This is a genomic window from Mesorhizobium sp. LCM 4577 (genome assembly GCF_001854795.2).
Classification (GTDB): domain Bacteria; phylum Pseudomonadota; class Alphaproteobacteria; order Rhizobiales; family Rhizobiaceae; genus Mesorhizobium; species Mesorhizobium plurifarium.
Genome location: NZ_MDDU01000002.1, coordinates 446,859 through 473,353, shown reverse-complemented (window position 1 = coordinate 473,353; position 26,495 = coordinate 446,859). Strand labels below are relative to the sequence as shown.

The window sequence follows — 26,495 nt, the reverse complement described above, 5'->3', positions numbered from 1 at the left end:
GCGCCGGCGCTGACTGCTTCCTCTCCCCTCGGGGAGAGGTCAGCCGAGCGAAGCGGAGGCTGGGTGAGGGGGAGCGCCTTATGCGATTGTCCTCCCTCAAGGAGGAGGGGGACCTTTGGCGGATTTCCTCCAGCCCAGCAGGCTGATAGGCTCAATCATCCCGGGAGGAGACGGCGATGGCGATCAAACTCGACGAGCTCATGAACGCCACCAATCTGCGCGGGCGCGGCGCCGGCGGCACCTTCATCGCTCCGCTGGGCGGCAAGGCGCATGTATCGGGCGACCGCTCGGCGCCGCTGCTCGACAAGACCATCCCTGAATTGTTCTCCGAAACGGTGAGCAGATACTCGACGCTCGACGCCGCCGTCTTCGTCGGCCAGGACAAGCGTTTCACCTGGAGCGAGCTGTCGGATGCTGTCGACGCCCTGGCCGCCGGCTTCCTGGCGCTCGGCCTGGAAAAGGGCGACCGCGTCGGCATCTGGTCGCCGAACCGCTGGGAATGGCTGGTGACGCAGTTCGCCACCGCGCGCATCGGCCTGATCCTGGTCAACATCAACCCGGCTTACCGGCTGACCGAGCTCGAATTTGCCCTCAACAAGGTCGGGTGCAAGGCACTCGTGACCGCCGCCCAATTCAAGACGTCCGACTATCTCGGCATGATCGAAACGCTGGCGCCGGAGATCGCCAAGGCGGAGCCCGGCAAGCTCAAGGCTAAGAAACTGCCGGCGCTGAAGATCGTCATCCGCATGGGCGACGACAATTCGCCCGGCATGTTCAATTTCGGCGACGTGCTGGCCACCGCCGCGCGCGACGACTACGACAAGCTCGACCGCATCACCGAGAGCCTGAAGCCCGGCGACGCCATCAACATCCAATTCACGTCCGGGACCACGGGAGCGCCAAAGGGCGCGACGCTCACGCATTCCAATATCGTCAACAATGGCAATTTCGTCACCTCGGCCATAAAACTCACCGTCGACGACCGGCTCTGCATCCCCGTGCCGCTCTATCACTGTTTCGGCATGTCGATGGGCACGATGGGCTGCGTGTCGAAGGGCGCGACCATGGTCTTCCCGGGCGAAGGTTTTGACGCCGGCGCGACGCTGAAGGCGGTCGCGCAGGAGGGTTGCACCGGCCTCTATGGCGTGCCGACCATGTTCGTCGCCATGCTCGACCATGCCGATTTTTCCAGCTTTGACCTCTCCAGCCTGCGCACCGGCATCATGGCCGGCTCGCCGTGCCCGATCGAGGTGATGAAGAAGGTGGTATCGCTGATGAACATGAGCCAGGTGACCATCGCCTATGGCATGACCGAGACCAGCCCCGTCTCCTTCCAGAGCAGCGTCGACGACCCGCTGGAAAAGCGCGTCTCCACCGTCGGCCGCATCCACCCGCACGTCGAGGTCAAGGCGATCGCGGCCGACGGCGCCACGGTGGCGGTTGGCGAGCCGGGCGAGCTCTGCACGCGCGGCTATTCGGTGATGAAGGGCTATTGGGACGACGCCGACAAGACCCGCGAGGCGATCGACGCCGACGGCTGGATGCACACCGGCGATCTCGCGACGATCGACGCCGAGGGCTATTGCAACATCGTCGGCCGGGTGAAGGACATGGTGATCCGCGGCGGCGAGAACGTCTACCCGCGCGAGGTCGAGGAATTCCTCTATCGTCATCCCAAGATCAAGGAAGTGCAGGTCTTCGGCATTCCGGACGCCAAATACGGCGAGGAGCTCTGCGCCTGGGTCGTGCTCAAGCCCGGCCAGATAGCGACGGAGCAGGAGATCAAGGCCTTCTGCGCCGGCCAGATCGCGCACTACAAGGTGCCGCGTTACATCCGCTTCCGCACGGAGCTGCCGATGACGGTGACCGGCAAGCCGCAGAAATTCCTGATGCGCGCGGCGATGGTGGAGGAATTGGGCCTGGTGGCGCAGAAGACGGCGTAAAACGGCATTTATGGACAACGAGTTTCCAAATTTCGCGGCGCTGAAAGCCGCCAAAATCGAAAACATAGATTATCGCATCGTCATCCGGCGCGGCGCGCGAACCGGCGGTGCGATCGTCATGGCCCCACACGGCGGCAAGATCGAGCCCCGCACCTCGCTGATCACCGAGACGATAGCGGGGAACGATCTCGATATGTATTGCTTTGAAGGGCTTATGCCGGAAAGCAACCGGGAGCTGCACATCACGTCCAGGAACTTCGACGAGGCAACCGCGCTGGACCTGTTGCGGACCAAGTCCACCGTCGTCGCCATCCACGGCCGTCAGGATCGCGACGATCCCTCGACAGTCTACCTGGGCGGCAAGGACGCCGCGTTGATTTCGGAGATAGCCTGGCGCTTGCAGGAAGCCGGCTTTCAGACGCAAAAGGACAACCATCCCTTTCCAGGCATCCAGGATTCGAACATCGTCAACCGCGGACTAACGGGGAAGGGAGCACAGTTGGAAGTGCCATTCTCGTTGCGCCGCCGACTGGGGAACGAGCCGGAACTTCTGGAAAGATTCTGCGGGGCGGTTCGCGCGGCGATCGAGGCATTCGACGCCAGAAATGGTGGCCAATCCTCAATCACACTTTGAATGCTTTAAGATGCCCGTGAGRGGTGTCCCCCACGCGCTTTTCAGCTAAATTCACGAGAACGCATGGGCGTTCGGGGGCTTGAATGACTGGTTATRCCCGGTCGGTGACGTCCTACACGATGCCGTTGGCCGCGCTGGCGATGGCTCTCGCGGTAAGGGCCAGCGGCATTTCGGTCGACGAAGGGTCGCTGAACGCCAGGATAATCGTTGGGGCGCTGTCGAGCGCCATCATGTTCATCACCATTTTCGTGGTGCTCGACCATGCCGAGGCGCTGGCCCGGCGCGTGGGCGAGCCCTACGGAACATTGGTGCTGACCTTTGCGGTGACGGCGATCGAAGTGTCGATCATCGTCTCCATGATGCTGCATGGAGAGAACAACCCGACCCTGGCGCGCGAGTCCGTCTTCTCGACGGTGATGATCACTTCCACCGGCGTTGTCGGCATCTGCCTCACGCTTGGCGGCTGGCGCTATCGCAAGCAGGCGATCGTCCGGCAAGGGACCAGCGCCTACCTGTCGGTTCTGATCGCGCTGACCGTGATGACGCTTATTCTACCGACCTACACCCGGGCCACGGATCCCGGCACGTTTTCGGCGGCTCAGCTTGGGTTCGTTAGCGTCCTTTCGGTGCTGCTCTATGCGAGCTTCGTGTTCGCCCAGACCGTCCGGCACCGGGAGGATTTCGTCCAGGGGCAGGCACATGACGTTCCGATGCGAACAGTCTCCGGCGACAGCATCTCCATCAGCGCCCTGCTGCTGTTGAGCGGCCTCATCGGCATTGTCCTGCTCGCCGAKCAGGTCGCCGCGAGTGTGGAGGATGCGCTCGCCGCCTACCAGGTGACCCAGGCCGACAGCATTGTGGGGGCATTGATCGCGGCACTGGTTTTGATGCCCGAGTCCATCTCGGCGATCCGCGCCTCGTTCAGGAATGAGCTGCAGCGCAGCCTGAACGTCGCGATGGGCTCGGCCTGCGCCACCATCGGTTTGACGATACCGGCGGTCGCGGCCGCCAGCCTGCTGACGGGCAGGGGACTGACCCTGGGGCTGCCGGCCTCGGACGCCGTGCTTCTGGTGCTGGCGCTTTTCATATGCAGCGTGAGCTTCAGCACCGAAAGAACGACGTTCCTGACCGGCATGGTCCATGTCGTGGTGTTTTTCACCTATGTATTTCTGATCTTCGTGCCGTGAATGGTTGCAGGCCGGCCATTGGGCGCAGAGAAGCCTCGAAGGGCGCCTCACGCCGCCAGCACCGCCCGATCGAGCCCGCGTATGATCCGCGCCAGTTCCACGCACTCGTCCTGGCGCACCTTGTTCTTCCGCCAGGCCATGCAGATCATGCGCTGCGGCATCGGCTCCTGGAAGGGCACGATCCTCAGGTCCGGCATGACGCCGGCGGCACTTGCCGCCATTTCCGGCACCAGCGTCACCCCCAACCCATGCGCCACCATCTGCAAAAGCGTGGTGAGGCTGGTCGCGCCATAGCTTGCCATCGCCACAGGCCGCACATTGCCGCAGACGGCCAAAGCCTGCTCGCGCAGGCAGTGGCCTTCCTCCAAGAGCATCAGCCGCTCGAGCGCGGGACTCTCGGGCGGCACCGGCGGCGAGGCGAAGGCCGGGTCACCGGCGGGAACGGCTAGGAAGAAGCGGTCGGGAAAAAGCCCTTCGGTGACGATCGCCGGCTGATCGAGCGGCAAGGCAGCGATGAAAGCGTCGAGCCGGCCGGACGTCGCATCCTCGACCAGCGATGCGGTCACCGCCTCGCGCAGTTCGAGCTGGAGCGAAGGGTAGTGCTTCTTCAGCTCCGGCAGCACATGCGGCAGGAGGTAAGGCGCGACGGTCGGGATGATGCCAAGCCGGAAGCGCCCTTCCATGCTCGGGCGGCCGCGCCGGGCCGTCGTCTCGACGTCACGTATGTCGGCCAGAATGCGCTCGATACGCGGCTGCAGGGCAAGCGCCTCGTCGGTCATGCGCACCGTCTTGCCGCCGCGCTCGAACAACAGGCAGTTCAGCCGCTCTTCCATCTCGGCGATCTGCGCGGAAAGGGCCGGCTGGCTGACGCCGGCAAGTTTTGCCGCGCGGCCGAAATGCAGCGTCTGCGCCAGCGCGTCGAAATATTGCATCTGTCGGACGGTGAGGCCAATCATAAGAAAATCCTATCAAATGAAACAGGAAAGGCAATTTGTCTTTATCGGCAAGCCGGCCTAGTCTGGAATCGTTCCAGGGTTTGGCGCGGCCAGTGGCTGCCCCCGGAAATTTTCGGCAAATCAACCTCGGCAAAAACCTCGGCAGAATCGGGAGACTAAGATGGACGCGAAGACCGACGACAACAGCGCTGGCAAATGCCCGGTGGCGCATGGCTCCGCACGGACCAACCGGGACTGGTGGCCGAACCAGCTCGACCTTTCCGTACTCCACCAGCAGTCGAACCTGTCGGATCCGATGGATGAAGACTTCGACTACGCTAAGGAGTTCGCGAGCCTCGATCTCGATGCGGTGATCAAGGACCTGCACAAGGTCATGACAGATTCGCAGGACTGGTGGCCGGCGGACTTCGGTCATTACGGGCCGCTCTTCATCCGCATGGCCTGGCACAGCGCCGGCACCTACCGCATCGGCGACGGCCGCGGCGGCGCCGGCGCCGGTCAGCAGCGCTTCGCGCCGCTGAACAGCTGGCCGGACAACGCCAATCTCGACAAGGCGCGCCGGCTGCTGTGGCCGGTCAAGCAGAAATACGGCCGCAAGATCTCCTGGGCCGACCTTTTGATCCTCACCGGCAACGTCGCGCTGGAATCGATGGGCTTCAGGACTTTCGGCTTCGCCGGCGGCCGCGCCGATGTGTGGGAGCCGGAGCAGGACGTGGACTGGGGCTCCGAAACCAAGTGGCTCGGCGACGAGCGCTATTCGGGCGACCGTGAGCTTCGCGGCCATCTCGGCGCCGTGCAGATGGGCCTGATCTATGTCAACCCGGAAGGCCCGAACGGCAAGCCGGATCCGGTTGCGGCGGCGCGCGACATCCGCGAAACCTTCGGCCGCATGGCGATGAACGATGAGGAGACCGTGGCGCTGATCGCCGGCGGCCACACCTTCGGCAAGACGCATGGCGCGGGCGACGCCTCGCTGGTGGGCGCCGAGCCCGAAGGTGCCGGCATCGAAGCGCAGGGCCTCGGCTGGTCGAGCAAATACGCCTCCGGCATTGCCGGCGACGCCATCACCTCGGGCCTCGAGGTTACCTGGACGACGACGCCGACCAAATGGAGCAACAACTTCTTCGACAACCTCTTCAACTATGAATGGGAGCTGACGAAGAGCCCAGCCGGCGCCCATCAGTGGACGCCGAAGGGCGGCGCCGGCGCAGGCACCGTGCCGGACGCGCACAACCCGTCCAAGCGCCACGCGCCGGCCATGCTCACCACCGACCTCGCGCTGCGCTTCGATCCGGCCTATGAGAAGATCTCGCGCCGTTTCCATGAGCATCCGGAACAGTTCGCCGACGCCTTCGCCCGGGCCTGGTTCAAGCTCACCCACCGCGACATGGGTCCGGCCGTGCGCTATCTCGGCCCGCTCGTGCCGAAGGAAGAGCTGATCTGGCAGGATCCGATCCCGGCCATCGACCATGAGCTGGTGAGCGAGGCCGACATCGCCTCGCTCAAGGCCAAGATCCTGGCTTCGGGCCTCTCGGTTTCCGAGCTGGTCTCGACCGCCTGGGCTTCGGCCTCGACCTTCCGCGGCTCGGACAAGCGCGGCGGCGCCAATGGCGGCCGCATCCGCCTGGCGCCGCAGAAGGACTGGGAGGTCAACGAGCCGGCTCAGCTCGCCAAGGTGCTCGGCAAGCTGGAAGCCATCCAGAAGGAGTTCAATGCGGCCCAGACCGGCGACAAGAAGGTCTCGCTTGCCGACCTCATCGTGCTGGGCGGCGTTGCCGCGGTCGAGAAGGCGGCGAAGGATGGCGGCAATGAGGTCAAGGTGCCCTTCACGCCGGGCCGCATGGATGCTTCGCAGGAGCAGACGGATGTTGCCTCCTTCGCGCCGCTGGAACCGAAGGTCGACGGCTTCCGCAACTATGCCCGCGGCAGGCTGCCGATGTCGGTCGAGGCGATGCTGGTCGATCGCGCCCAGCTGCTGACGCTGACGGCGCCGGAGATGACGGTGCTTGTCGGCGGCTTGCGCGTGCTCGGCGCCAATGTCGGCGGCTCGAAGCACGGCGTCTTCACCGACAGGCCGGGCCAGCTCACCAACGACTTCTTCGTCAACCTGCTCTCGATGGCCACCATCTGGGAGCCTGCGGCCGGCTCCGAGCCGGGTTCCGATGAAGTCTATGAAGCGCGCGACCGCAAGACGAAGCAGGTGAAATGGACCGGCACCCGCGCCGACCTGATCTTCGGCTCGCACGCGCAGCTGCGCGCGCTGTCCGAGGTCTATGGTTCAAGCGACGCCAAGGCGAAATTCGTCAAGGACTTCGTCAAGGCCTGGACGAAGGTGATGAACGCCGACCGCTTCGACATCGCGAAGTAAGGTCGGACCTCCCAAGAAAAAGGCGCGGGTCATGCCCGCGCCTTTTTGCGTTTCCACGGAGCTGTCAGTCTTTTTCGAAGATGCCGGCCTTGGCGACGACACCGGCAATCGCCCCGCCGATCAACGGCGCGATGATGAACAGCCAGAGCTGGCTGAGCGCAGCACCGCCCGAAAACAGCGCCGGGCCGATCGAGCGCGCCGGATTGACCGAGGTGCCGGTCACCGGGATCATGGCGAAGTGGATGCCTGCCAGCGTCAGGCCGATGACCAGGCCGGCGAAGGCGGTGGTGTGCTTGGCGTTGGTGACGCCGAGGATTACCGTGACGAAGGTGAAGGTGCCGATCAGCTCCCACAGGAAGGCCGAGCTCATGCCCCATTTCGCTTCGTCCCAGCCATTGGCGCCGAAGCCGCCGGTGTGGCCGCCGGCCTGGCCGGAAACGATGATCCACAGCGCCAGCGAAGCGATGATGGCGCCGATGATCTGCGCGATCCAGTAAGGAACGACATCCTTGGCCGGCATCCGCCCCGCCAGGAACACGCCGAGCGTCACCGCCGGATTGAGATGCGCGCCCGAGATCGGGCCGATCGCGTAGGCTGCGGCGATCAGGCCGATGCCGAACGCCAGGCCGATGCCTTCCTGTCCGAGCGGCAGCGCGCCGCCGAAACCGCCCGTGACCACGGAGGCCGTGCCGATGAACACCAACAAAAACGTGCCGAGAACTTCTGCCAGATAAGTCTTCATTGCCCTCTCCTCATAGGATCCGTCGAAATCGCGTTTCCCGCGTCGCGAATCACCTCCGGAAGAGTATTCCTGCCGGAAACACTTGAAAAGCTGTGAGGTTAAGCCGGTTGGCTTTCTTGCAGGTGTCAATCAAAAACATTAGAAGTCTTTCATGTTCTGATCGATTGTTCTTGTTTCCTGGCTCGGGCTCCCACCATGGAAAAATCGTTCGGCCAAATCGCCCGCTCTTGAAACGCCATTTCATCGGCAAACCGAACGGAACTGTTTCAATCCTGGCCTGAAAGGCTTTATGAGCGGGCTGGAAACCGATTTGTAACAGCTACGGAAAACGGGATGCGACTGGGCGGAAGGCTGGCGGCGGCCATAGAGGTTCTGGAAGACATCGGCCGGCGCCACCGGCCGGTGGCCGATGCCTTGCGCGATTGGGGTCTGTCGCATCGCTTCGCCGGCGGCGGCGATCGCGCGGCGATCGGCAACATCGTCTATGACGCGCTGCGCCGCAGACGCTCGGCCGGCTGGCTGTTCGGCGAGGAGACACCGCGCGCCATCGGCTTCGGCGCGCTTCTGTTGGAGTGGGGGCAGACGGCGCAGTCGCTCAACGATGCGCTGGACGGCGACAAATTCGCGCCGCCGCTGCTCAGCGCGTCAGAGTTGAAGGCGGCCGCCGAGCGCGGGCTTGGCGACGCGCCCGATGCGGTGCGCGCCGATATCCCGGACTGGTGCGCGCCTTTGCTCGAGCAAGCCTATGGCGACGCCTGGGTCGAGGAGGGTGCTGCGCTTGCCCAGCGCCCGCCGTTGGATCTCAGGGTCAACACGCTCCAGGCCGATCGCGCCAAGGTGCTGGCCGAGCTACAGGGCACGGGTGCCGCGCCCGCGGCGATCGCACCGAACGGCATCCGCATCCCGCCGATCGACGGCGACGGCAGGCATCCGAACGTGCAGGCCGAGCCCGCCTTCCAGAAAGGCTGGTTCGAAGTGCAAGACGAGGGCTCGCAGCTTGCCGCGGCGCTTGCCGGCGCCGCGCCCGGCATGCAGGTGCTCGACTATTGCGCCGGCGCCGGCGGCAAAACGCTGGCACTGTCGGCCGAGATGGACAATCGAGGCCAACTCTTCGCCCATGACGCGGAAAAGGTGCGGCTGGCGCCCATTTTCGAGCGGATCCGCCGGTCGCACAACCGCAACGTCCAGGTCGTCAGCAAGCCCGCGGAGCTTGCGCCGCTCACCGGGCATATGGACCTCGTGCTGATCGACGCTCCCTGCACCGGCAGCGGCACCTGGCGGCGGCGGCCTGACGCCAAATGGCGATTGACGGAAAGGCAGCTCGACACCCGAAAGGGAGAGCAGCAGGCAATCCTCGACACCGCGCAAGCCTTCGTCAAGCCGGGCGGCCTGCTGGTCTACATCACCTGTTCGGTGTTCGATGCCGAGAACGGCGAGCAGGTCGCGGCGTTCCGCGAACGCCACGAAGGCTTCGCGCCGGTCGATCACCGCCAGCTCTGGGACAGCCGCTTCCCCGGCCACGAAGGGGCGGCGCGCATCGCCGATACCGGCGGCATCTCGCTGTCGCCGGCGCTGAGCGGCACGGACGGCTTCTATTTTCACGCCTTGCGCAGGGCTGATTGAGGACGCGGGGCTTTTGCTGCGCTGCAACATAAGAGATTGCCTGTCCTGTCTGCCTCTGCAATAAGCTTCGCCAGCAAATAGGAGGCGAAGCTCCATGGCAGCCAAGATCGTGCCCGCTCCCGATTTCGAGGAACGCGTCAGGGCCTCCTTCGCCCGGCAGAAGGCGATGGCGACGATCGGCGCCGAGTTGACGGTGGTGACGCCGGGTATCATCGAGATCGAGATGCCTTACTCGGCCGCGCTCACGCAGCAGCACGGTTTCCTGCATGCCGGCGTCATCTCCACGGCGCTGGACTCCGCCTGCGGCTATGCCGCATTCTCGCTGATGCCGGAGAATTCGGGCGTGCTGACCATCGAGTTCAAGGTGAACCTGCTCGCGCCGGGCAGGGGCGAGCGCTTCCTGTTCCGCGGCTCGGTGACAAAACCCGGCCGCACCATCATCGTCGCCGACGGGCAGGCCTATGCCTTTGCCGCCGACGGCGAGGCCAAGCTGATCGCCACCATGACCGGCACCATGATGACGGTGGTTGGCCGCGACGGGATTGAAGGATAAGAAACCGTCCGCGCAGCGGGCAAACGCCCCCGATGGGCTTCCCGAGCAAAGAACGCCCGGAATCATGGCGAAGGGCCGGAAGGCGGCAAGGGCACGTTGTCCCTTTCTTGTCGTCGTAGCAAATAGGGATAAAGCTTCATGACTGTCGAAGTGTCGCGCCTGTCGGGAAAATCCGTTCTCTTCGTCATGGCGGTGGAGGCCGAATACGGCCCGCACCTCAAAAACCTGTTCACGCCGCTGATGACCGGTGTCGGTCCGGTCGAGGCAGGTGTGCGGCTGGGCGCCGAACTCGCGGCATTGAAGGCCGAGGGGGCGCTGCCGGACCTGATCGTCTCGTTGGGCTCGGCCGGCAGCCGCAAGCTGGAGCAGGCCGAAATCTACCAGGCCGTGTCGGTGAGCTATCGCGACATGGACGCTTCGCCGCTCGGCTTCGAGAAGGGGGCGACCCCTTTCCTCGACCTGCCGGTGGCGGTGCCGCTGCCTTTCGTCATCCCGGGCCTCAGGACCGCCTCGCTCTCGACCGGCGGCGCGATCATTTCCGGCGCCGCCTATGACGCGATCGACGCCGACATGGTCGACATGGAGACCTTCGCCTGCCTGCGCGCCTCTCAGCTCTTCGGCGTGCCGCTGATCGGGCTGCGCGGCATTTCCGACGGCGCGGCCGATCTCAGGCACGTCAACGACTGGACGGAATATCTGCACGTGATCGATGAGAAGCTCGCTGCGGCCGTTGGCTTGCTGGAGCAGGCGATCGGCGGCGGCCTGCTTGGCGGTTGACCGCCGATCGGATCAAGCGGAAAGGCGTTGCGGATCCCCGAAATCGATGCGTGAAATGCGTCCGCGAGCAGCGCCGGTTGCATCCACATAGTCGATCGCCCCCGGTGTGTGGTCGAGTTTCCAGGAACCGGTGGGACCGTCTGTCCATTCAACCTCGTAGCCGTCGTCGAGCAGTGTCCAGACACCGTGGTAGCGTGTGCCGTCCGGCAAGAGCATGTGCGCCCGATCATCGGTTTCATAATAAATGAAGGCGTTCTTGCCCCCCATGTCGATGACATGCGTGGTGCCGGCCATGATAATGGCCAGCGCGTCCCTGTTCAGTATCGTCATTGTTCCCATCCATGGGTTCGCGTTGCGAAATGCCTCGACGGCAGGAATATCGTCAAGTATCTTGACTATATGGAGTTTGAGTCAAATGGTCAAGGAGCTTGACGAAAAATCCGAACCGCTGCCCGATCATGTCGGTTGGCGATTGTGGCAGGCGAGTCGCGCCTGGCAGACGGAATTCGCCGCCGCCATGCGTGCAGCCGGACACGCCTGGTTCAGCGAAGCGCGCGCCGGGTTGCTTGGCCATATCCCCCGCAACGGCACGCGCCAGTCGGCATTGATCGAGCGCGCGGCCACGTCCAAACAGGCGGTTCAGCAATTGCTCGACGGACTCGAGGCGGAAGGTGTATTGGAACGGCTTCCCGACCCGCGAGACGGGCGCGGCAAGCTCGTGCGCTATACGTCAAAGGGTCTGGATGCCTTGCGCGACGGCGATCGTATCAAGCTTGAGATCGAGCGCGGTTACATCGACCGTATCGGTGAGCGGCGGTTCGCGGCGCTTATGGAAGCTTTGCGCGCACTCGACGCAGGGCGGGGCGATGAGCCGGAAAAGGCCACCCATTCCCGAGACGAAACTGCGGAATCGAAGTGAGTGGCGCGACCTCGCGACCCATTGCGCCGACTCGTTTCTTTCTCTAAAGGCTCGCCATGACGACGACAGCCAATCATCCCGACACCGTCCTGATTGTCGATTTCGGCAGCCAGTTCACGCAGCTCATCGCCCGCCGCATCCGCGAGGCCGGCGTCTTTTCCGAGATCGTGCCGTTCCAATCGGCCGAAGCGGCCTTCAAGCGCATCAAGCCGAAAGCGGTGATCCTGTCGGGCGGCCCGGCCTCGACCACCGAGATCGGCAGCCCGCGCGCGCCGCAGATCGTCTTCGACGCCGGCGTGCCGGTGCTCGGCATCTGCTACGGCCAGATGGCACTCTGCGTGCAGATGGGCGGCATCGCCGAGAGCTCCAACCATCGCGAGTTCGGCCGCGCCTTCGTCGAGATCGAGAAGGACAGTCCGCTGTTCGAAGGCCTCTGGGCGCCCGGCCAGCGCCATCAGGTATGGATGAGCCATGGCGATCGTGTCATCGAACTGCCGCCGGGCTTCAAGGTGCTCGGCAAGTCGGAAAGCTCGCCCTTCGCCATCTTCGGCGATATCGAGCGCAAGATGTACGGCATCATGTTCCACCCCGAGGTGGTGCACACGCCGGACGGCGCCAGGCTGCTCCGCAACTTCGTCCACAACATCGCCGGTATCGAGGGCGACTGGACGATGCGCGCCTATCGCGAGCACGCGGTCGAGACGATCCGCAAGCAGGTCGGCAAGGGCAAGGTCATCTGCGCGCTCTCGGGCGGCGTCGACTCCTCGGTCGCGGCGCTCCTCATCCACGAGGCGGTCGGTGAGCAGTTGACCTGCATCCTCGTCGACCACGGTCTGATGCGCAAGGACGAGGCGCAAGGCGTGGTGGAGATGTTCCGCCAGCACTACAACCTGCCGCTGATCCTGGTCGACGCCTCCGACCGCTTCATCTCGGCGCTGGAAGGCGAGGCCGATCCCGAAAAGAAGCGCAAGACCATCGGCCGGCTGTTCATCGAGGTGTTCGAGGAAGAGGCGAAGAAGCTCGGCGGCGCCGATTTCCTGGCCCAGGGCACGCTCTATCCCGACGTGATCGAGAGCGTCTCCTTCTCCGGCGGCCCGTCGGTGACGATCAAGTCGCACCACAATGTCGGCGGCCTGCCCGAGCGCATGAACATGAAGCTGGTCGAGCCGCTGCGCGAATTGTTCAAGGACGAGGTGAGGGCGCTGGGCAAGGAACTCGGCCTGCCCGAGAGCTTCATCGGCCGCCATCCCTTCCCGGGTCCCGGCCTTGCCATTCGCTGCCCGGGCGGCATCACCCGCGAGAAGCTGGAGATCCTGCGCGAGGCCGACGCCATCTATCTCGACGAGATCCGCAAGGCCGGCCTCTACGACGCCATCTGGCAGGCCTTCGCGGTGCTTTTGCCGGTGCAGACAGTGGGCGTCATGGGCGACGGCCGCACCTATGAATTCGTCTGCGCGCTGCGCGCCGTGACGTCCGTCGACGGCATGACGGCCGATTTCTACCACTACGACATGGCCTTCCTCGGCGCAGCCGCCACGCGCATCATCAACGAGGTCAAGGGCATCAACCGCGTGGTCTACGACGTGACGTCGAAGCCGCCCGGCACAATCGAGTGGGAATGAGGCTGCATCGTTCTCTGACTTTCGGTGGCTATCTATGAAAGTTGCGTAAACATCTGAAGTAAATGAATTTTTCCTTTCAGGGTCTATCGCCAACTATCGCCCCTAAGCGGAAGCATCTGACGGTAAATCTGACGGTATGCTCTTTCCCGCCCTCTCTCTTGCCGCCCAATACCGTCATGGCGCCGATTTCTAGGTCATTCTAATTTCTCCTACCAACCGTCTGAAATACAAGGATTATCCTCAAAGGTTGACGGTAAAATCATTGACGGTAAAATTGACGTCAACTCGATTTGTTTTTCCCAATTTTTTTGTGGAGCCATGTTAACCGACATTGCACTTAAGAAGCTGAAACCAAAGGAGAAAAAATACAAGGTTTCCGATCGTGACGGTATGTACGCGACGGTTTCTCCAACGGGGCAGATTGCATTTCGGTATGACTACCGGATGAATGGCCGGCGAGAGACCCTGACGCTGGGCCGCTACGGTGAGGGAGGTATCACGCTGGCGGAGGCGCGCGACCGCTGCCTCGCAGCGCGGAAGATGGTAGCGGCCGGAAAGTCCCCCGCGCAGGAAAAGCAGCGCGAAAAGCATCGGCTGTCAGCCACGGCGACGTTTGGCGATGCAAGTAGACGCTGGTTCAAGGACGCAAAGATGGCGGAGAGCACCCGTTCGATGCGGAAAGCGATTTTCGATCGAGACATTTTGCCGATTTGGCAGAAAAGGCTCCTAACCGAGATCACAGCTGACGACCTGCGGGCACTCTGCGTGAGAGTGAAGGAGCGCGGCGCGCCTGCAACAGCCATTCATATCCGGGATATCGTTAAGCAGATCTATGGTCACGCCATTCTGCATGGCAAAAAGATTAGCAATCCTGCGGACGAAGTGGGGCCGGCCTCGATAGCCACTTTCGAGGCGAAAGATAGGGCACTGTCGCCCGCAGAGATCCGGATCATGCTGAAAGAGTTGGAGAATGTGCCAACGCTGCCGACCATTCGGCTTGGCCTAAAGCTTATCTTGCTCACGATGGTCCGCAAGGGTGAACTGCTCGACGCAACGTGGGACGAGGTCGACTTCGAGAACGCCGTCTGGAATATCCCAAAAGAACGCATGAAGCGGAAGAAGCCGCATAATGTGTACCTATCACGGCAATCGCTCGACATCATGATAGCGCTTAAAACTTGCGCGGCTAATTCGCGGTATGTGCTGCCGTCTCGCTACGATGCCGATGAAACCATGTCACGCGCGACCTTCAATCGCGTGACTGCAGCGATTGTCGAGCGGGCAAGGAAGCAAGATCTTCCACTTGCGCCCTTCACGGTGCACGATCTCCGGCGTACCGGGTCTACACTCTTGAACGAAATCGGGTTCAATCGCGACTGGATTGAAAAATGTCTTGCCCACGAAGACGGCCGCTCATCGCGCGGCGTCTACAATAGGGCTGAATATGAGTTGCAGCGTCGTCATATGCTGCAGGAGTGGGCTGATATGGTCGACTCGTGGACGGCAGGCAAGAAGCATACGGCTGCACTTCAGCCGCCTACGGGAGCAGCAATTACTCTCGATCCGATTTGACCGGTCGGGTCTTTCGTAGTCTTACGTTGGGAGCTGGCCGGCTCTCGCTTTTTCCCGCATTTGACGCATTCCGCCGCTCTTCGATCCAAGCTTCGACTTCTTCCAAGTCCCAGACAACACAGCGGGGGCTGAGATTGAAGCGGCGCGGGAATTCGCCGCGTTGCTCCATCTCATAGATTGTCGTGTCGGACAGCGGAACGATCTCTCTCAGCTGCGGCCGGCGTATGGTTCGCATTACCCTACTCGCCGCAATGTGGGGCAGAGTCGGAAGCAGGCCCTGCTGGCGATTTGTGGTATCCTCCGGTTTGTCGAACTCAGAAGACTGTTGCTGTTTGACCATTTGCGACACCCAAAGGGTTGGTTGTCGGTCAACAGTCACGCATATATCCGAAGTCTCGTACAGCCTTCAATTACGACCAGATATCCCCGCTAGCGAACGCTTTACAGTTTGTAGATATGTCTCGACGGCACCAGCGAACCAGCACCGCCAGTTCACCTGCCCCTTCAGGTCTTCGGACGCCCCGCGCAATGATCAGTTTTAAAAGCGGAGCGCCTTCGCCAGCTATGCCGATCAACTGGGCGAGGACAAAAATTGGTTTGCATCACGAGGCTCGCCACTCGCTCTGGTGTAGGCGTGGGATAATAGGGTCGAGTTCTTCCTGCTCTAAGTGTTTTGCATCAGGCTTTGCAAGGTACGCGATCAAATCAAAGAGGACCGATCCTTCAGCCTTGGCTACTCTGCTTGCCGTTTGATCTGGCTTACTACCGTGCTCTTCGGCCAAGTCGACGGTCATGAGGTGCGGGAGTAGCCGTCAGGAATTCCCGCCTGGCGGGTCCAATGCTGCATCATGCCTGTGAGGCTCTTTTCTGAAAAGGGCTTGCCATACGCGCTCTTCAGGACGGTGCCGCCTTTGACTAGTAGCGCAATGACGGCTTTTGCTTCCATCGATCCAAACCGGAACGAATGCTTCTGGCTCAACCCGGCCTTGGAGCATGAGATCGGGGCGGTGATCTGCTTGCCGCACCGCGTTCATGGATCATTAGCCGGTTAGGTGCGGAGCAATCTGACTCCAGGGCGATTGCCATTAGTGAATTCTACGCCCTCTGTCTCAAGGACAGCCCGAATCTTATCATGGGTCTCGGCAGCCACGACCGCAGTGCGCTCACTGTCGCTCTCACAGCGCTTTATTGTCGGAATAGAGACGCCAGCCCGACGGGCAAGCTCCGCTTGTGAGAGACCGATCAACGCTCGGGCCGCCCGCATCTGTGCCGCAGTTACCAATTCTTCTTGATCCCTTTAGATCATTCCTCTATGATCCAAAGGTATCAAAGATACCCTTGGCCCCTCTTTGGTCCGGGGTTCGGCTAGACGCGGTGTTATTGCACCTCGCCTAGCCTGACCACGTCTAAGCTTCAGGGAGCTCGGATCATGGCTGACCCCGACAATAGCACGACTCTGCATCCCGTCACCCGCAGAAGCCTACTTGCGCGAACGGCGATTGCAATGGCGGGATCGAAGCCAAAAGCTGGTGCCGACAGCGTTTTCAAAGACACCAATCGAATGATCCTGCTTTGGCGGCTTGGCGAAAATGGCAAGCCGCTCACGAAAATGACTGTTGAGCAGCAGCGTTTGGAGCGGAAGCTCTCTGAAATTGTGGCTTTCTCAATGTGATGATCGAGCTGTCCGATGGTAGTACCGTCACGCTGAATTCACTGGATTCCCTTCGCGATATGCTTTGCGAAGGTTCTGTCGATCCAGCCATTGGCGCGAAGGCCGAGGCCGAGCTGCTAGCTCATCAAAGGCGATGGGATGCCTCCGATCGTGCAATTGGCTATTCTGCCGCGTTGCGTACTGAAAGTGAGGCGGCCGATCGCGCGGAGGCGTTGCTTGAGGCGTTGTCAGAAACGCCAGCTAGTTCCCTTGCCGGCGTGGCAGCTAAGCTCGATGCCATACTAAGGGAAGGCCAGCCGTCAAAGGATGATGATGAGCTTCCCTGGCTGCAAATCCGCTCAGCTTTGGAAGATATTGGTCGGATCAGCGAGCGGACGACGAAAAGTTAGCTCCATGGAGCTGACTCGAATCTTCTGATAAGTCTCACGGTGCGAAATCGGGGACTACATTTCAGCTGGGGAATAAATCAGGGCAGAAAGGGATACAGGAGCGTACACAACGGCCATGCGCTATTCCAGCAATTTCCACGATGCTTGCCCTGACGTTGCAATCGCACGTCGCAATCTGGGCATGAGTGATGAAAAAAACTCGATTATTGACGGGGTCGAGAACGGCCACCGAAACACCATTGCGGCTCGAGGATCTGCCCATATTCGCGACCGATCAGCAGATCGCCCAGGCGATCGTCGGTAGCGAAAATGCGGACAGATGGATGCGTGAGCGACTGCCGACCCTATCCTGCAAGCCGGGCTTCCCAGCAGTTGACCATTTCCATGGTGGTCGGCCTGTTGCTCTCGTACGCCGCTTTTACGAAGATTATCTTGGCGCCGGCCAATCGCTGGCAGCGGCGCCTGCCAGAGCAGACTCAAGCCAATGGAAGACGAAGAGCAGACCAAGGCACCAGGGCTAAAATGGATCAAGCGCGCCAGCGGCAAGACGCCGTTTTGGGTTGCCGACGAAGGCGACGTTAAGAACGGCTATCTCCCAAAAACGGTGAACCTGTATTACCTCGCCGATCAGCCAGAAATGCTGAAGGCGAAGTGCGATTCCCTACAGGCGGAAATGCTTCTCTGGCGTACCGGCTACCGTGCCGATCCGCTGAAGTTCGATGGCTCGATCAAGTCGCTGCTGACGATCTATGAGACACACCCGCGAAGCACCTATCGGAAGCTGCGACCTGGATCGCTCCGGCCTTACAATCACTATCTGAAGAACTTGAAGGGCCACATCGGCAGCGTCCGTATCGATCAAACTACTGGCGTCGATCTCATGGACTGGCACGACGTGTGGTCGGAGAATGGCCGATACCTCGCCGCCGCCACCATGGCGCGCGCAGTACTGTTTGCCGCGGTGAGCTTCGGGATCATGATGAGACTAGAAGGCTGTTCAACGCTGGCCGCCGTCATGCGCGAGACCGCCAAGACGTTGCCGCACCCGAAACCGCGCACCCAGTCCGCGTCGGCACAACAGATCATCGCTGCACGTGCCGCAGCCCACCGGAACGGCCGGCCATCATCGGCGCTTGCCTACGCCCTGTGCTTCGAGACGGTTTTGCGGCTTTGGGATGTAATCGGGCAATGGTGGCCGATGGACATGGGTGGTATTTCAGAAATCCTTGATGCCGACCGAGATCTGAAATGGTTCGGCCTGCGATGGGAAGACATCGACGCGGACATGGTGCTTCACTACACGCCGTCCAAGACCGCCGACAGCTCCGGAGCGAGTATTTCCTATTCGCTGCAGAAAGCGCCGATGGTGATGGAAGAGTTGAAGCACTGGCCGGTTGAGCAGCGCACTGGCCCAATGATCGTTTCGGAAGAAAACGGCCTGCCATGGCGGGCTTCGATCTTCGCGCAGCGCTGGACGGTCGACCGCAAAGTGGCGGGCCTGCCGGCGACGTTGTGGGCTCGCGATCTGCGCGCGTCCGGTATCACGGAGGGCAGGGCGTCGGGCGCCAGGCTGGACGATACCAGCAAGGTCGCCGGRCACACCGGGACCAAGACGACAGAGAAGTATGATCGCGCCGTGTTGGAAGCCGCCGACCGCTTTGCCGAGGCTCGGCTTAAGCGCCGTGAACAGAGCGGTAACGGCAGCGGTAACGCGCGGTAACGGATTAAGAAATTAGCAAGGAATTTCAAATGGCTGGCCGGCCATCAATTTAACCCGCCTTTAAACCGCCGCATCTAGTCTTCAACCCGAACGCCATCGGCACCGGGGCAGCAAGCAAGAGCGTATGGCGAACCGCAGAGACAGTCGCATCGAACCGAGCTTCGAGGGATCGCCGCGCGCGAGATCCTCCGAGGGCTTTTCGGTCAGCGAGGAGGATCGCGTCGTGCCGGGCAGTCGTAAATCCGCTTCGAAGGGCAGGTCCGCCAAGGCGAAATCGCGAGGTAGCGGACGTGGCCGCGACCGCAGTCGGCGCGGGCTGCTCGGCATCGCCACGCGGCTTGTCTACTGGTGCTTCGTGTTCTGCATCTGGGGCGGCATCGCGGCGGCCGGCATCGTCGTCTATTACGGCGCCAAGATGCCGGCGGCGACGACATGGTCGGTCCCGGACCGCGCGCCGAACATCAAGATCGTCTCGGTCGATGGGCAGCTTATCGCCAATCGCGGCGCGTCGGGCGGCGAGGCCGTCGGCCTGCACGAAATGTCGCCCTATATCCCGGAGGCCGTGGTCGCCATCGAGGACCGGCGCTTCTATTCGCATTTCGGCATCGACCCGATCGGCCTGTCGCGCGCCATGGTCACCAACCTCATCGGCGGCCATTTCTCGCAAGGCGGTTCGACGCTGACGCAGCAACTGGCGAAGAACCTCTTCCTGACGCCGGACCGCACCCTGGAGCGCAAGGTGCAGGAAGTGCTGCTGGCGCTCTGGCTCGAGCACAAGCATACCAAGGACCAGATCCTCGAAATGTACCTCAACCGGGTCTATTTCGGCTCGGGCGCCTATGGCGTCGAGGCGGCCTCGCGGCGGTATTTCGGCAAGAGCGCGCGCGACGTGTCGCTTTCGGAGGCGGCGCTGCTGGCGGGCCTGCTCAAGGCGCCGTCCAAGCTTTCGCCGGCGCGCGACCCGAAGGCGGCCGAGGAGCGGGCGCAGCTTGTGCTCGCCGCCATGCGCGAGACCGGCAAGATCAGCGACAAGGAATACAAGACGGCGCTGAGCGCGCCCGCGACGCGCGCGCCGTCCTATTGGACCGGCTCGGAAAACTACGTCGCCGACACGGTGATGGACGAACTCCCCGACCTCATCGGCGACGTGCGCGGCGACATCGTCATCAACACCACCGTCGACCTCAACCTGCAAAAGCTTGCCGAACAGTCGATCCGGAGGCTGATCGACGAGAGCGGCAAGAAGCTCAACGTCACCCAAGGAGCGCTGGTGTCGATCGACGATTCCGGCGCGGTGCGCGCCATGGTCGGCGGCTATGACTATTCGACCAGCCAGTTCGACCGCGCCTCGGAAGCGCGCCGGCAGCCGGGCTCCGCCTTCAAGCCCTTCGTCTATATGGCGGCGCTGGAAGCCGGCCGCACGCCGGACAGCATCCGCAACGACGCGCCGATCAAAATCGGCAAATGGACGCCCGACAATTACGGCGGCAAATATTACGGCAAGGTCACGCTGGCCACCGCTTTGGCCAAGTCGCTGAACTCGGTGGCGGCACAGCTCACCATGGAAGTCGGACCCGACGCCGTGGTGGAAGCCGCGCATCGGATGGGCATCCAGTCCGATCTGCAGGCCAACACCTCGATCGCGCTCGGCACCTCGGAGGTGACGCCGCTGGAGCTGACCGCGGCCTATGTGCCCTTCGCCAATGGCGGCTACAAGCCGGACATCCATTTCATCCAGCGCATCACGACAGCAAACGGCAAGGTGCTCTACGAGGGTAGCGCCGGTAGCGCGCCGCGCGTCATCAAGGCCGATATCGTCGGCATGATGAACTCGATGATGACCGGCACCGTCGAGGTCGGCACCGCCAAGAAGGCGGCGTTCAACTGGCCCTCGGCCGGCAAGACTGGCACCAGCCAGAACTCGCGCGACGCCTGGTTCGTCGGCTACACCGCCAATCTCACCACCGGCGTGTGGTTCGGCAATGACGACGGCAGCCCGATGAAGAAGGTCACCGGCGGCGCCTTGCCGGCGCAGGCCTGGCACGAATTCATGGTGGCCGCGCATGAAGGTGTGCCGGTGAGGCCGTTGCCCGGCACCTGGAAGTCGACGCCGTCCGATACGATCGTGCCCGACGAGATCCCGTCGGCGGATGCCTCGCAGCCGCCGCCCGCGCCGCCGGCCGCCGTCGGCCAGCCGGCGCCCACCGCCCAGGCGCCCGCGCCGGCACGTCAGGTGCGCCCGGCCCAGACCGTCGATGCGGACGGCTTTGACATGCCGAGCGACAACGGGTCGACCGCCTCGATCAAGCATCCAGTGCCGCCCGGCGATGTCGGCGGTCCGACCAAGAAGCACCGAACCTCGATCCTCGACATATTGAGCGGGGGCTGAAGCGGCACTTCGCCTCTCGCAATGGCTGCCGCCTTCGGCTACATGTCCGGCCGGAGACAGAACCATGGCCGAGACCGACAGCAGAAAAACCATCGTGCTCACCGGCGCCAGCCGGGGGATCGGCCATGCGACGGTGAAGCGCTTTTCGCGCGAAGGCTGGCGAGTCATCACCTGCTCGCGCCAGGCCTTTGCCGAGGACTGCCCGTGGCCGGCCGGGCCTGAAGACCACATCAAGGTCGATCTCGCCGACCAGGAGGATGTCGGCATCGCCATTTCGGAAATCCGCCACCGATTGGAAGCGCATGGCGGGCAGCTGCACGCGCTGGTCAACAATGCCGGCATCTCGCCGAAGCTGAAGGACGGCAGCCGGATGAACTCGATCGACACGCCGATGCATGTCTGGCGCGACGTGTTCCAGGTCAATTTCTTCGCGCCGATCATGCTGGCCAGAGGCCTGTTCAAGGAGCTCGCCGCTGCCAAGGGCTCGATCGTCAACGTCACCTCGATCGCCGGGACCCGCGTGCATCCGTTCGCCGGCACGGCCTATGCGACGTCCAAGGCGGCGCTCGGCTCGCTGACGCGCGAGATGGCGCATGACTTCGGTCCGCACGGCATCCGCGTCAACGCGATCGCGCCGGGCGAGATCGACACGGCGATCCTGTCGCCCGGCACCGACAGAATAGTCGAGACGATCCCGCTGAGAAGGCTGGGCGCCACGTCGGAAGTGGCCGACATCATCTACTTCCTGTGCTCGGGCCAGTCGTCCTACGTGACCGGCTCGGAAATCCACATCAATGGCGGCCAGCACGTCTAACTTCAAGCCATGGTGACGACGGCCTTGCCGCTGAAGCTGCGCTGCCGGAGCGCGTCCAGGGCCTGGCCGATGTCCGTCCACGGCACGGTCATGGCCACGCGGGTTTCCAGCCTGCCGGCGGCGGCCAAGCCAAGCAGCCAGGCGATGTCGGCGCCTATGGCTGAGCCGGACGTGTAATAGGCGAAGGTCTGCAGCCTCGCGCCCTCGTGGCCTGGGACGAACTGGCGGAACCCAACCGGCGTGAGCTCGCCGCTGCTCGAGCCGAACATGACGATCGTTCCGCCCGGGGCGACGCGCTCGATCGCGTCGGCGAGGCTTTTGCCGCCGACCGACTCGGTGATCAGCGAAAACGGCCCCTCCGCCAGTTCGATCGACTCGACGACCTGCCCGGCGCCCAGATCGCGAAGATCATCGTGGTGCCGGGCCGAGGCGATCGCCGTCACCGAAGCGCCTTGCTCGCGGGCGATCTGGATCTGGAAGCGGCCGACCGCGCCGCTCGCGCCGGTGATCAGGACCCGCTGGCCGGCGAGATCGCCACCATGGCGCAAGGTCCTCAGTGCCGTCGTGCCCGCCACCGGCAGCGTGGCGGCGGAGGCGAAGCTTACGCCCTCGGGTATGACGGCGAGCCGGTCGGTCGGAACGGCGACATGTTCGGCCCAGCCGGCCTGGTCGACCAAGGCCGCGACGCGCGTGCCCGCGGCCGGGCCCGAGCCGTCGGCCGCCGCGCGTTGGACAAAGCCGACGATGTCCTGGCCGGGTATCCAGCCATCAGGGCGGATGGCGAGCAGGCGCAGCTCGCCACGATTCAATGATGTCGAATGAACTGTCACCAATGCTTCATTCGCCTTGCAGCTTGGCTCGTCGGCTTCGGTGAGTTTCAGCCGGCTGGGGCTGTCGGAAGAAATTGCGAGAGCGAGCATAGGTCCACCTTTGAAATTGACGCCTGGGAGACGCGATCGGCTGCGACGGAAAGGCTTAACCTATCGACTTTTGGGTTTGAAAAATTTAGAGATAAAGCCAAATGATCGCTAAAAGACGTCAAGCATGAGACAGCCACTCCGCTGGCCCTGGCTGGATTTCGATGTCGATCAAGTGGCCGCGCCGGCGATCGCAATTGGCGTCGACGTCACCGAGACCAGGGCCGAGGTGCGCGAGCATTGGCATCGCAAGGGGCAGCTTGTCTTCGCGCTCGGCGGTGCCGTCACCTGCCGCGTTCCGAACGAGCTTTGGATGGTGCCGCCGCATTGCGGGGTGTGGGTGCCGAGCCGCATGGAGCACAGCAACATCGCGACGGCCAATGCGAGGATTTTCTTCGTCTATATCGAGCCGGGCGCCGCCGACCTGCCGGATCGGTGCTGCACGCTGTCGATCTCGCCGCTGCTGCGCGAGGTGATCATCGAACTGTCGGAATGCGCGCCACACGACGCGCGGTGCGATTTCCTGGGAAAGGTCCTGCTCGCCGAACTGCCGCTGATGCCCGTGCAGCAATTGCACCTGCCGATCTCGGCCGAGCCGCGGCTGCGACGGATCGCCGAAGCGCTTGCCGACGACCCCGCCGATCGCGGCACGCTGGCGCAGTGGGCGGATCGCGTGGCGCTGAGCGAAAGCAGCCTGGCGCGTCTTATCGTCAAGGAGACGGGCTTGAGCTTCGGCCGCTGGCGCCAGCAACTGCACTTGATCGTCGCGCTCAGGGAACTGTCATCCGGCGCCAGTGTGCAACAGGTGTCGGGCGATCTCGGCTATCACTCCGTCACCGCCTTCATTACCATGTTCAAGAAGGCGCTGGGTAAGCCACCGGCGAAATATCTCAGCGATATCGCGCGGAATGGTGGCTCCGCCTTCGTTGCATGAGCCACGTCAGGCGGGTTGGGGATCGACCACCATGGCGGGACCGGACGGACCGGTGTTTTTGCCGGTCACCACCTCAACGATCCCCCGCGCGATCTCGCGCTCGCCCATGATCACGGTGTCGGCGCCGAGCCCTTTCAAATGCTCGACCTCGGCGTCGGAATGAGCGCGGGCAATGACGTTGATCTCCGGATTGGCCGCGCGGGCCCTGAGCACAACCTGCCCCGCCTCGAAGGCATTGGGAATGGCGAGGATCAGCCGCTTGGCGCCCTCCGGATTGGCGGCCGCGAAGACATCCGCATTGGCGGCATTGCCGGCGACGGTCTCGACGCCGTCGTCGCGCAGCTTCGCCAGCGTCTTGTCGGCGTCCTCGATCACCAGGAAGGGCAGGGCGGCTTCCTTCAACGCCGCGCCCACAAGACTGCCGACGCGGCCATAACCGATCAGGATGGAATGGCCGGCAAGCGCGGTCCTGGGCGGCGGGCCGTCTTCCTTTCCTGACGTTGCCTGGACCGAAGCGACCTGGCCGGGCTCGGTCGCCGGGCCGATCGGCTTTGCCTCCTCGGGCGTAGCCGTCTTGCCGGCGCGCTTTTCCAGCCACGGCTTCATCCAGTCGACAACGAGGAACATCAGCGGATTGAGCAGGATCGACAGGATCGCGCCGGCCAGGATCAGGTCGCGGCCCTGTTCGGGCAGCAGTTTCAGGCCGACGCCGAGCTCGGCCAGGATGAAGGAGAATTCGCCGATCTGGGCAAGGCTCGCCGAAATCATCAGCGCGGTCGCGATCGGATAGCGGAAGGCGACCACGATGACGAAAGCCGCGATCGACTTGCCGATAATGATGATCGCTAATGTGGCGAGGATCGGCAGGCCGTTGCTGATCAGGCTGAGCGGGTCGAACAGCATGCCGACCGAGACGAAGAACAGCACCGAGAAGGCGTCGCGCAGCGGCAGTGATTCTTCCGCCGCGCGGTGGCTGAGTTCGGATTCGCTCATGATCATGCCGGCGAAGAAGGCGCCGAGCGCCAGCGAAACGCCGAACAGCTTCGCCGCGCCGAAGGCGACGCCGAGCGCGATCGCCAGCACCGAGAGCCGGAACAATTCCCTGGAGCCGGTATGGGCGACGTAATGCAGGATCCACGGGATCACCCTGCGGCCGACCACCAGCATCACGACGACGAAGGCGGCGACCTTGGCGAATGTTGCGCCGACGACGCCCCATATGCCGTAGCTGGCGGGCAGCGAAAGCAGGCTCGCATGGTCATCGACCTGCGCCTGGCCGCCAAGCACGCCCGCGAGCGCCGGCAACAGCACCAGCGCCAGCACCATTGCCAGATCCTCGACGATCAGCCAGCCGACGGCGATGCGGCCACGCTCGGTCTCGATCAGCCGCCGCTCCTGCATGGCGCGCAAAAGCACCACGGTCGAGGCGACCGAAAGCGCCAGGCCGAAGACCAGGCCGGCGCCCAGCGACCAGCCGAGCAGCCAGGCAAGCCCGACGCCGAGCAGCGTCGCGAAGCCGATCTGCACGATGGCGCCCGGCACGGCGATGGCGCGGACGGACAGAAGGTCCTTCAGCGAAAAATGCAGGCCGACGCCGAACATCAAAAGGATGACGCCGATCTCCGCGAGCTCGTTGGCGAGGCTGGCGTCGGCGACGAAACCCGGCGTGTTCGGGCCGACCAGGACGCCGGCGACAAGATAGCCGACAAGCGGCGGGATGCGGAAACGGTTGGCTAACGCCCCGAAGACGAATGCAAGCCCCAGACCGGCGACGATGGTGGCGATAAGGGGTGTGTCATGCGGCATTGTCTATGGAGCGCCTTTCGAAAATTCACGATGTCGGATGGGCGCCCGCCGAGGCCGTCGCCTTCGGCAATATGGTAGAGGGAGCGGCGATGACGCAACCACCGCCGCGCAGAAAACGACGCTCAAGGAGTGCGCGGACCRGAAAATCGGCGCCCCGCCGACAAAGAGACGGCTTCGGGACGCGATCCAGCCTCGAAGCCGCTTTCTTTTCGCCGCCTTATGCCGCTTGCAGCAGGTTCTCGATGTCGGAAATCGTGTGGTTGGTGAGCGTCTTCGGGATTTCGGCCTGCACCTTGTCGCTGACTTCCTTATGCAGTTTCTGGCGCATCTCGCCAAGCACCTGCGGCGGCGCGATCAGCACGACCGCGTCGAACGCACCACCATGCGCGAGCTTGTAGAGCCGGTCGGYAATCTCGACGGCGAAGCGCTCCTTGCCCAGACGGTGCCAATCGGTTTCTTCGACGGCGCTGCGGGGGCCTTCATTGCTTTGCCGGCCCGGCTTGTCGCTGCCTTGCTCGCGCGTTGCCGGGTTCTCCTGTTCCATCTCCTGCACCACTTCCAGATTCGGGAACTTGCTGTCGCCCTGGTTGCGCAGGAAGAGCGCCTTTTCGCCATCGGCCACGATGACCCACAATCCGCGCTTCAGCTTGACGCTCATGGCCTACCTCCTTTGCTTTGCATTGTTGTCGATCGACGGCGCTCGGGATCGACAGTATGATCGCTAGGCAAACGAGCCGCGGAGCATGATGGTTCCGATCTGGCGGTAGCGCCTTCGACTGCTCCGGCCAGGCGTTGCCGGGTGCCGAACAGCAAGGTCGGCTTTAATCTACCAAGTTAGTAGAATTTAGAAAAAACTGTTTTGCCGCTTTCCCGACCCGGTGCTAAAAATTGCGACGGATCAAGGCGGTTTCTCACCTCGCCCTGTCCGTCCCATTCTTAAAGTAGAATTTTTTTCTCT

Annotated in this window: 24 protein-coding genes and 1 pseudogene; 16 read left to right on the top strand and 9 right to left on the bottom strand. The window is 63.0% G+C overall.

The window, feature by feature from the left end; all coding sequences use genetic code 11:
- Positions 1 to 176: 176 nt before the first annotated feature.
- The 3 genes from LCM4577_RS06805 to LCM4577_RS06795 all read left to right on the top strand — a co-directional run bounded on the left by LCM4577_RS06805 (position 177) and on the right by LCM4577_RS06795 (position 3,764).
- Positions 177 to 1,943, top strand: a complete 1,767-nt coding sequence (locus tag LCM4577_RS06805) for an AMP-binding protein (protein WP_071070364.1) — start codon at positions 177 to 179, stop codon at positions 1,941 to 1,943.
- Between the two features lie 10 nt (positions 1,944 to 1,953).
- Complete coding sequence (locus tag LCM4577_RS06800; RefSeq protein ID WP_071032655.1) at positions 1,954 to 2,577, top strand: poly-gamma-glutamate hydrolase family protein; 624 nt, start codon at positions 1,954 to 1,956, stop codon at positions 2,575 to 2,577.
- 83 nt (positions 2,578 to 2,660) lie between these two features.
- Entirely contained in the window at positions 2,661 to 3,764 is a 1,104-nt protein-coding gene (locus LCM4577_RS06795) for a calcium:proton antiporter (RefSeq protein WP_071070362.1), read from the top strand.
- Between the two features lie 47 nt (positions 3,765 to 3,811).
- Here LCM4577_RS06795 and LCM4577_RS06790 read toward each other — a convergent pair whose 3' ends face one another.
- Entirely contained in the window at positions 3,812 to 4,720 is a 909-nt protein-coding gene (locus tag LCM4577_RS06790) for a hydrogen peroxide-inducible genes activator (RefSeq protein WP_071070360.1), read from the bottom strand.
- Between the two features lie 160 nt (positions 4,721 to 4,880).
- On the opposite strand from LCM4577_RS06790, the gene katG reads away from it, so the two are divergent.
- Positions 4,881 to 7,088: a catalase/peroxidase HPI gene (gene katG / locus LCM4577_RS06785; RefSeq protein ID WP_071070357.1), complete on the top strand. Its 2,208-nt coding sequence runs from the start codon at positions 4,881 to 4,883 to the stop codon at positions 7,086 to 7,088.
- Between the two features lie 64 nt (positions 7,089 to 7,152).
- Here the strand turns inward: katG and LCM4577_RS06780 are convergent, their stop codons facing one another.
- Complete coding sequence (locus LCM4577_RS06780) at positions 7,153 to 7,830, bottom strand: MIP family channel protein (RefSeq protein WP_041008923.1); 678 nt, start codon at positions 7,828 to 7,830, stop codon at positions 7,153 to 7,155.
- Between the two features lie 333 nt (positions 7,831 to 8,163).
- On the opposite strand from LCM4577_RS06780, the gene LCM4577_RS06775 reads away from it, so the two are divergent.
- The 3 genes from LCM4577_RS06775 to LCM4577_RS06765 all read left to right on the top strand — a co-directional run bounded on the left by LCM4577_RS06775 (position 8,164) and on the right by LCM4577_RS06765 (position 10,783).
- Positions 8,164 to 9,453, top strand: a complete 1,290-nt coding sequence (locus tag LCM4577_RS06775) for an RsmB/NOP family class I SAM-dependent RNA methyltransferase (RefSeq protein WP_041008925.1) — start codon at positions 8,164 to 8,166, stop codon at positions 9,451 to 9,453.
- 94 nt (positions 9,454 to 9,547) lie between these two features.
- Positions 9,548 to 10,006: a PaaI family thioesterase gene (locus tag LCM4577_RS06770; RefSeq protein WP_040990706.1), complete on the top strand. Its 459-nt coding sequence runs from the start codon at positions 9,548 to 9,550 to the stop codon at positions 10,004 to 10,006.
- A 138-nt stretch (positions 10,007 to 10,144) separates the two neighbouring features.
- Entirely contained in the window at positions 10,145 to 10,783 is a 639-nt protein-coding gene (locus tag LCM4577_RS06765; protein ID WP_071032661.1) for a 5'-methylthioadenosine/S-adenosylhomocysteine nucleosidase, read from the top strand.
- Between the two features lie 12 nt (positions 10,784 to 10,795).
- Here LCM4577_RS06765 and LCM4577_RS06760 read toward each other — a convergent pair whose 3' ends face one another.
- The gene (locus LCM4577_RS06760; protein ID WP_040990711.1) at positions 10,796 to 11,113 is read right to left on the bottom strand and encodes a hypothetical protein; all 318 of its coding nucleotides are present in this window, start codon (positions 11,111 to 11,113) and stop codon (positions 10,796 to 10,798) included.
- 85 nt (positions 11,114 to 11,198) lie between these two features.
- Here LCM4577_RS06760 and LCM4577_RS06755 point away from each other — a divergent pair, with 85 nt between their 5' ends.
- From LCM4577_RS06755 to LCM4577_RS06745, 3 genes are all read left to right on the top strand, one after another.
- On the top strand, positions 11,199 to 11,702 hold the full coding sequence (locus tag LCM4577_RS06755; RefSeq protein WP_052458287.1) for a MarR family winged helix-turn-helix transcriptional regulator: 504 nt from the start codon (positions 11,199 to 11,201) through the stop codon (positions 11,700 to 11,702).
- Between the two features lie 56 nt (positions 11,703 to 11,758).
- Complete coding sequence (gene guaA / locus LCM4577_RS06750; RefSeq protein WP_071070356.1) at positions 11,759 to 13,324, top strand: glutamine-hydrolyzing GMP synthase; 1,566 nt, start codon at positions 11,759 to 11,761, stop codon at positions 13,322 to 13,324.
- Positions 13,325 to 13,642: 318 nt separating this feature from the next.
- Positions 13,643 to 14,896, top strand: a complete 1,254-nt coding sequence (locus tag LCM4577_RS06745) for a site-specific integrase (protein WP_071070354.1) — start codon at positions 13,643 to 13,645, stop codon at positions 14,894 to 14,896.
- Here the strand turns inward: LCM4577_RS06745 and LCM4577_RS06740 are convergent.
- The 3 genes and pseudogenes from LCM4577_RS06740 to LCM4577_RS06730 all read right to left on the bottom strand — a co-directional run bounded on the left by LCM4577_RS06740 (position 14,877) and on the right by LCM4577_RS06730 (position 16,160).
- Positions 14,877 to 15,131 carry an AlpA family transcriptional regulator gene (locus LCM4577_RS06740; protein WP_083354661.1) on the bottom strand — a complete coding sequence of 85 codons (255 nt, stop codon included), beginning with the start codon at positions 15,129 to 15,131 and terminating at the stop codon, positions 14,877 to 14,879. The two genes, LCM4577_RS06745 and LCM4577_RS06740, sit on opposite strands and share 20 nt — an antisense overlap.
- A 567-nt stretch (positions 15,132 to 15,698) precedes the next feature.
- Positions 15,699 to 15,806: pseudogene (locus tag LCM4577_RS06735) on the bottom strand (integrase); the annotation flags it as partial.
- 138 nt (positions 15,807 to 15,944) lie between these two features.
- Positions 15,945 to 16,160 (bottom strand): helix-turn-helix transcriptional regulator, encoded by a 216-nt coding sequence (locus LCM4577_RS06730; protein WP_244508247.1) that lies wholly within the window; start codon positions 16,158 to 16,160, stop codon positions 15,945 to 15,947.
- A 165-nt stretch (positions 16,161 to 16,325) separates the two neighbouring features.
- On the opposite strand from LCM4577_RS06730, the gene LCM4577_RS06725 reads away from it, so the two are divergent.
- From LCM4577_RS06725 to LCM4577_RS06705, 5 genes are all read left to right on the top strand, one after another.
- On the top strand, positions 16,326 to 16,568 hold the full coding sequence (locus tag LCM4577_RS06725; RefSeq protein WP_131803427.1) for a hypothetical protein: 243 nt from the start codon (positions 16,326 to 16,328) through the stop codon (positions 16,566 to 16,568).
- The gene (locus LCM4577_RS06720) at positions 16,568 to 16,957 is read left to right on the top strand and encodes a hypothetical protein (protein WP_071070352.1); all 390 of its coding nucleotides are present in this window, start codon (positions 16,568 to 16,570) and stop codon (positions 16,955 to 16,957) included. Before LCM4577_RS06725 ends, LCM4577_RS06720 begins: the two co-directional genes overlap by 1 nt.
- Before the next feature lie 484 nt (positions 16,958 to 17,441).
- Entirely contained in the window at positions 17,442 to 18,677 is a 1,236-nt protein-coding gene (locus LCM4577_RS06715; RefSeq protein WP_071070350.1) for a hypothetical protein, read from the top strand.
- 124 nt (positions 18,678 to 18,801) lie between these two features.
- The gene (locus tag LCM4577_RS06710; RefSeq protein WP_071070348.1) at positions 18,802 to 21,066 is read left to right on the top strand and encodes a transglycosylase domain-containing protein; all 2,265 of its coding nucleotides are present in this window, start codon (positions 18,802 to 18,804) and stop codon (positions 21,064 to 21,066) included.
- A 64-nt stretch (positions 21,067 to 21,130) separates the two neighbouring features.
- Complete coding sequence (locus LCM4577_RS06705; protein WP_040990340.1) at positions 21,131 to 21,880, top strand: SDR family NAD(P)-dependent oxidoreductase; 750 nt, start codon at positions 21,131 to 21,133, stop codon at positions 21,878 to 21,880.
- Positions 21,881 to 21,882: 2 nt separating this feature from the next.
- Here LCM4577_RS06705 and LCM4577_RS06700 read toward each other — a convergent pair whose 3' ends face one another.
- Positions 21,883 to 22,800 (bottom strand): zinc-binding dehydrogenase, encoded by a 918-nt coding sequence (locus tag LCM4577_RS06700; protein WP_071070346.1) that lies wholly within the window; start codon positions 22,798 to 22,800, stop codon positions 21,883 to 21,885.
- A 124-nt stretch (positions 22,801 to 22,924) separates the two neighbouring features.
- Here LCM4577_RS06700 and LCM4577_RS06695 point away from each other — a divergent pair, with 124 nt between their 5' ends.
- A complete protein-coding gene (locus LCM4577_RS06695; protein ID WP_071032671.1) occupies positions 22,925 to 23,731 on the top strand; it encodes a helix-turn-helix domain-containing protein in 807 nt (268 codons plus the stop codon).
- Positions 23,732 to 23,737: 6 nt separating this feature from the next.
- On the opposite strand, the gene ybaL is transcribed toward LCM4577_RS06695, so the two are convergent.
- Positions 23,738 to 25,537 (bottom strand): YbaL family putative K(+) efflux transporter, encoded by a 1,800-nt coding sequence (gene ybaL / locus LCM4577_RS06690; RefSeq protein WP_071070344.1) that lies wholly within the window; start codon positions 25,535 to 25,537, stop codon positions 23,738 to 23,740.
- A 217-nt stretch (positions 25,538 to 25,754) separates the two neighbouring features.
- Positions 25,755 to 26,195: a host attachment family protein gene (locus tag LCM4577_RS06685; protein ID WP_071070343.1), complete on the bottom strand. Its 441-nt coding sequence runs from the start codon at positions 26,193 to 26,195 to the stop codon at positions 25,755 to 25,757.
- Positions 26,196 to 26,495: the final 300 nt, after the last annotated feature.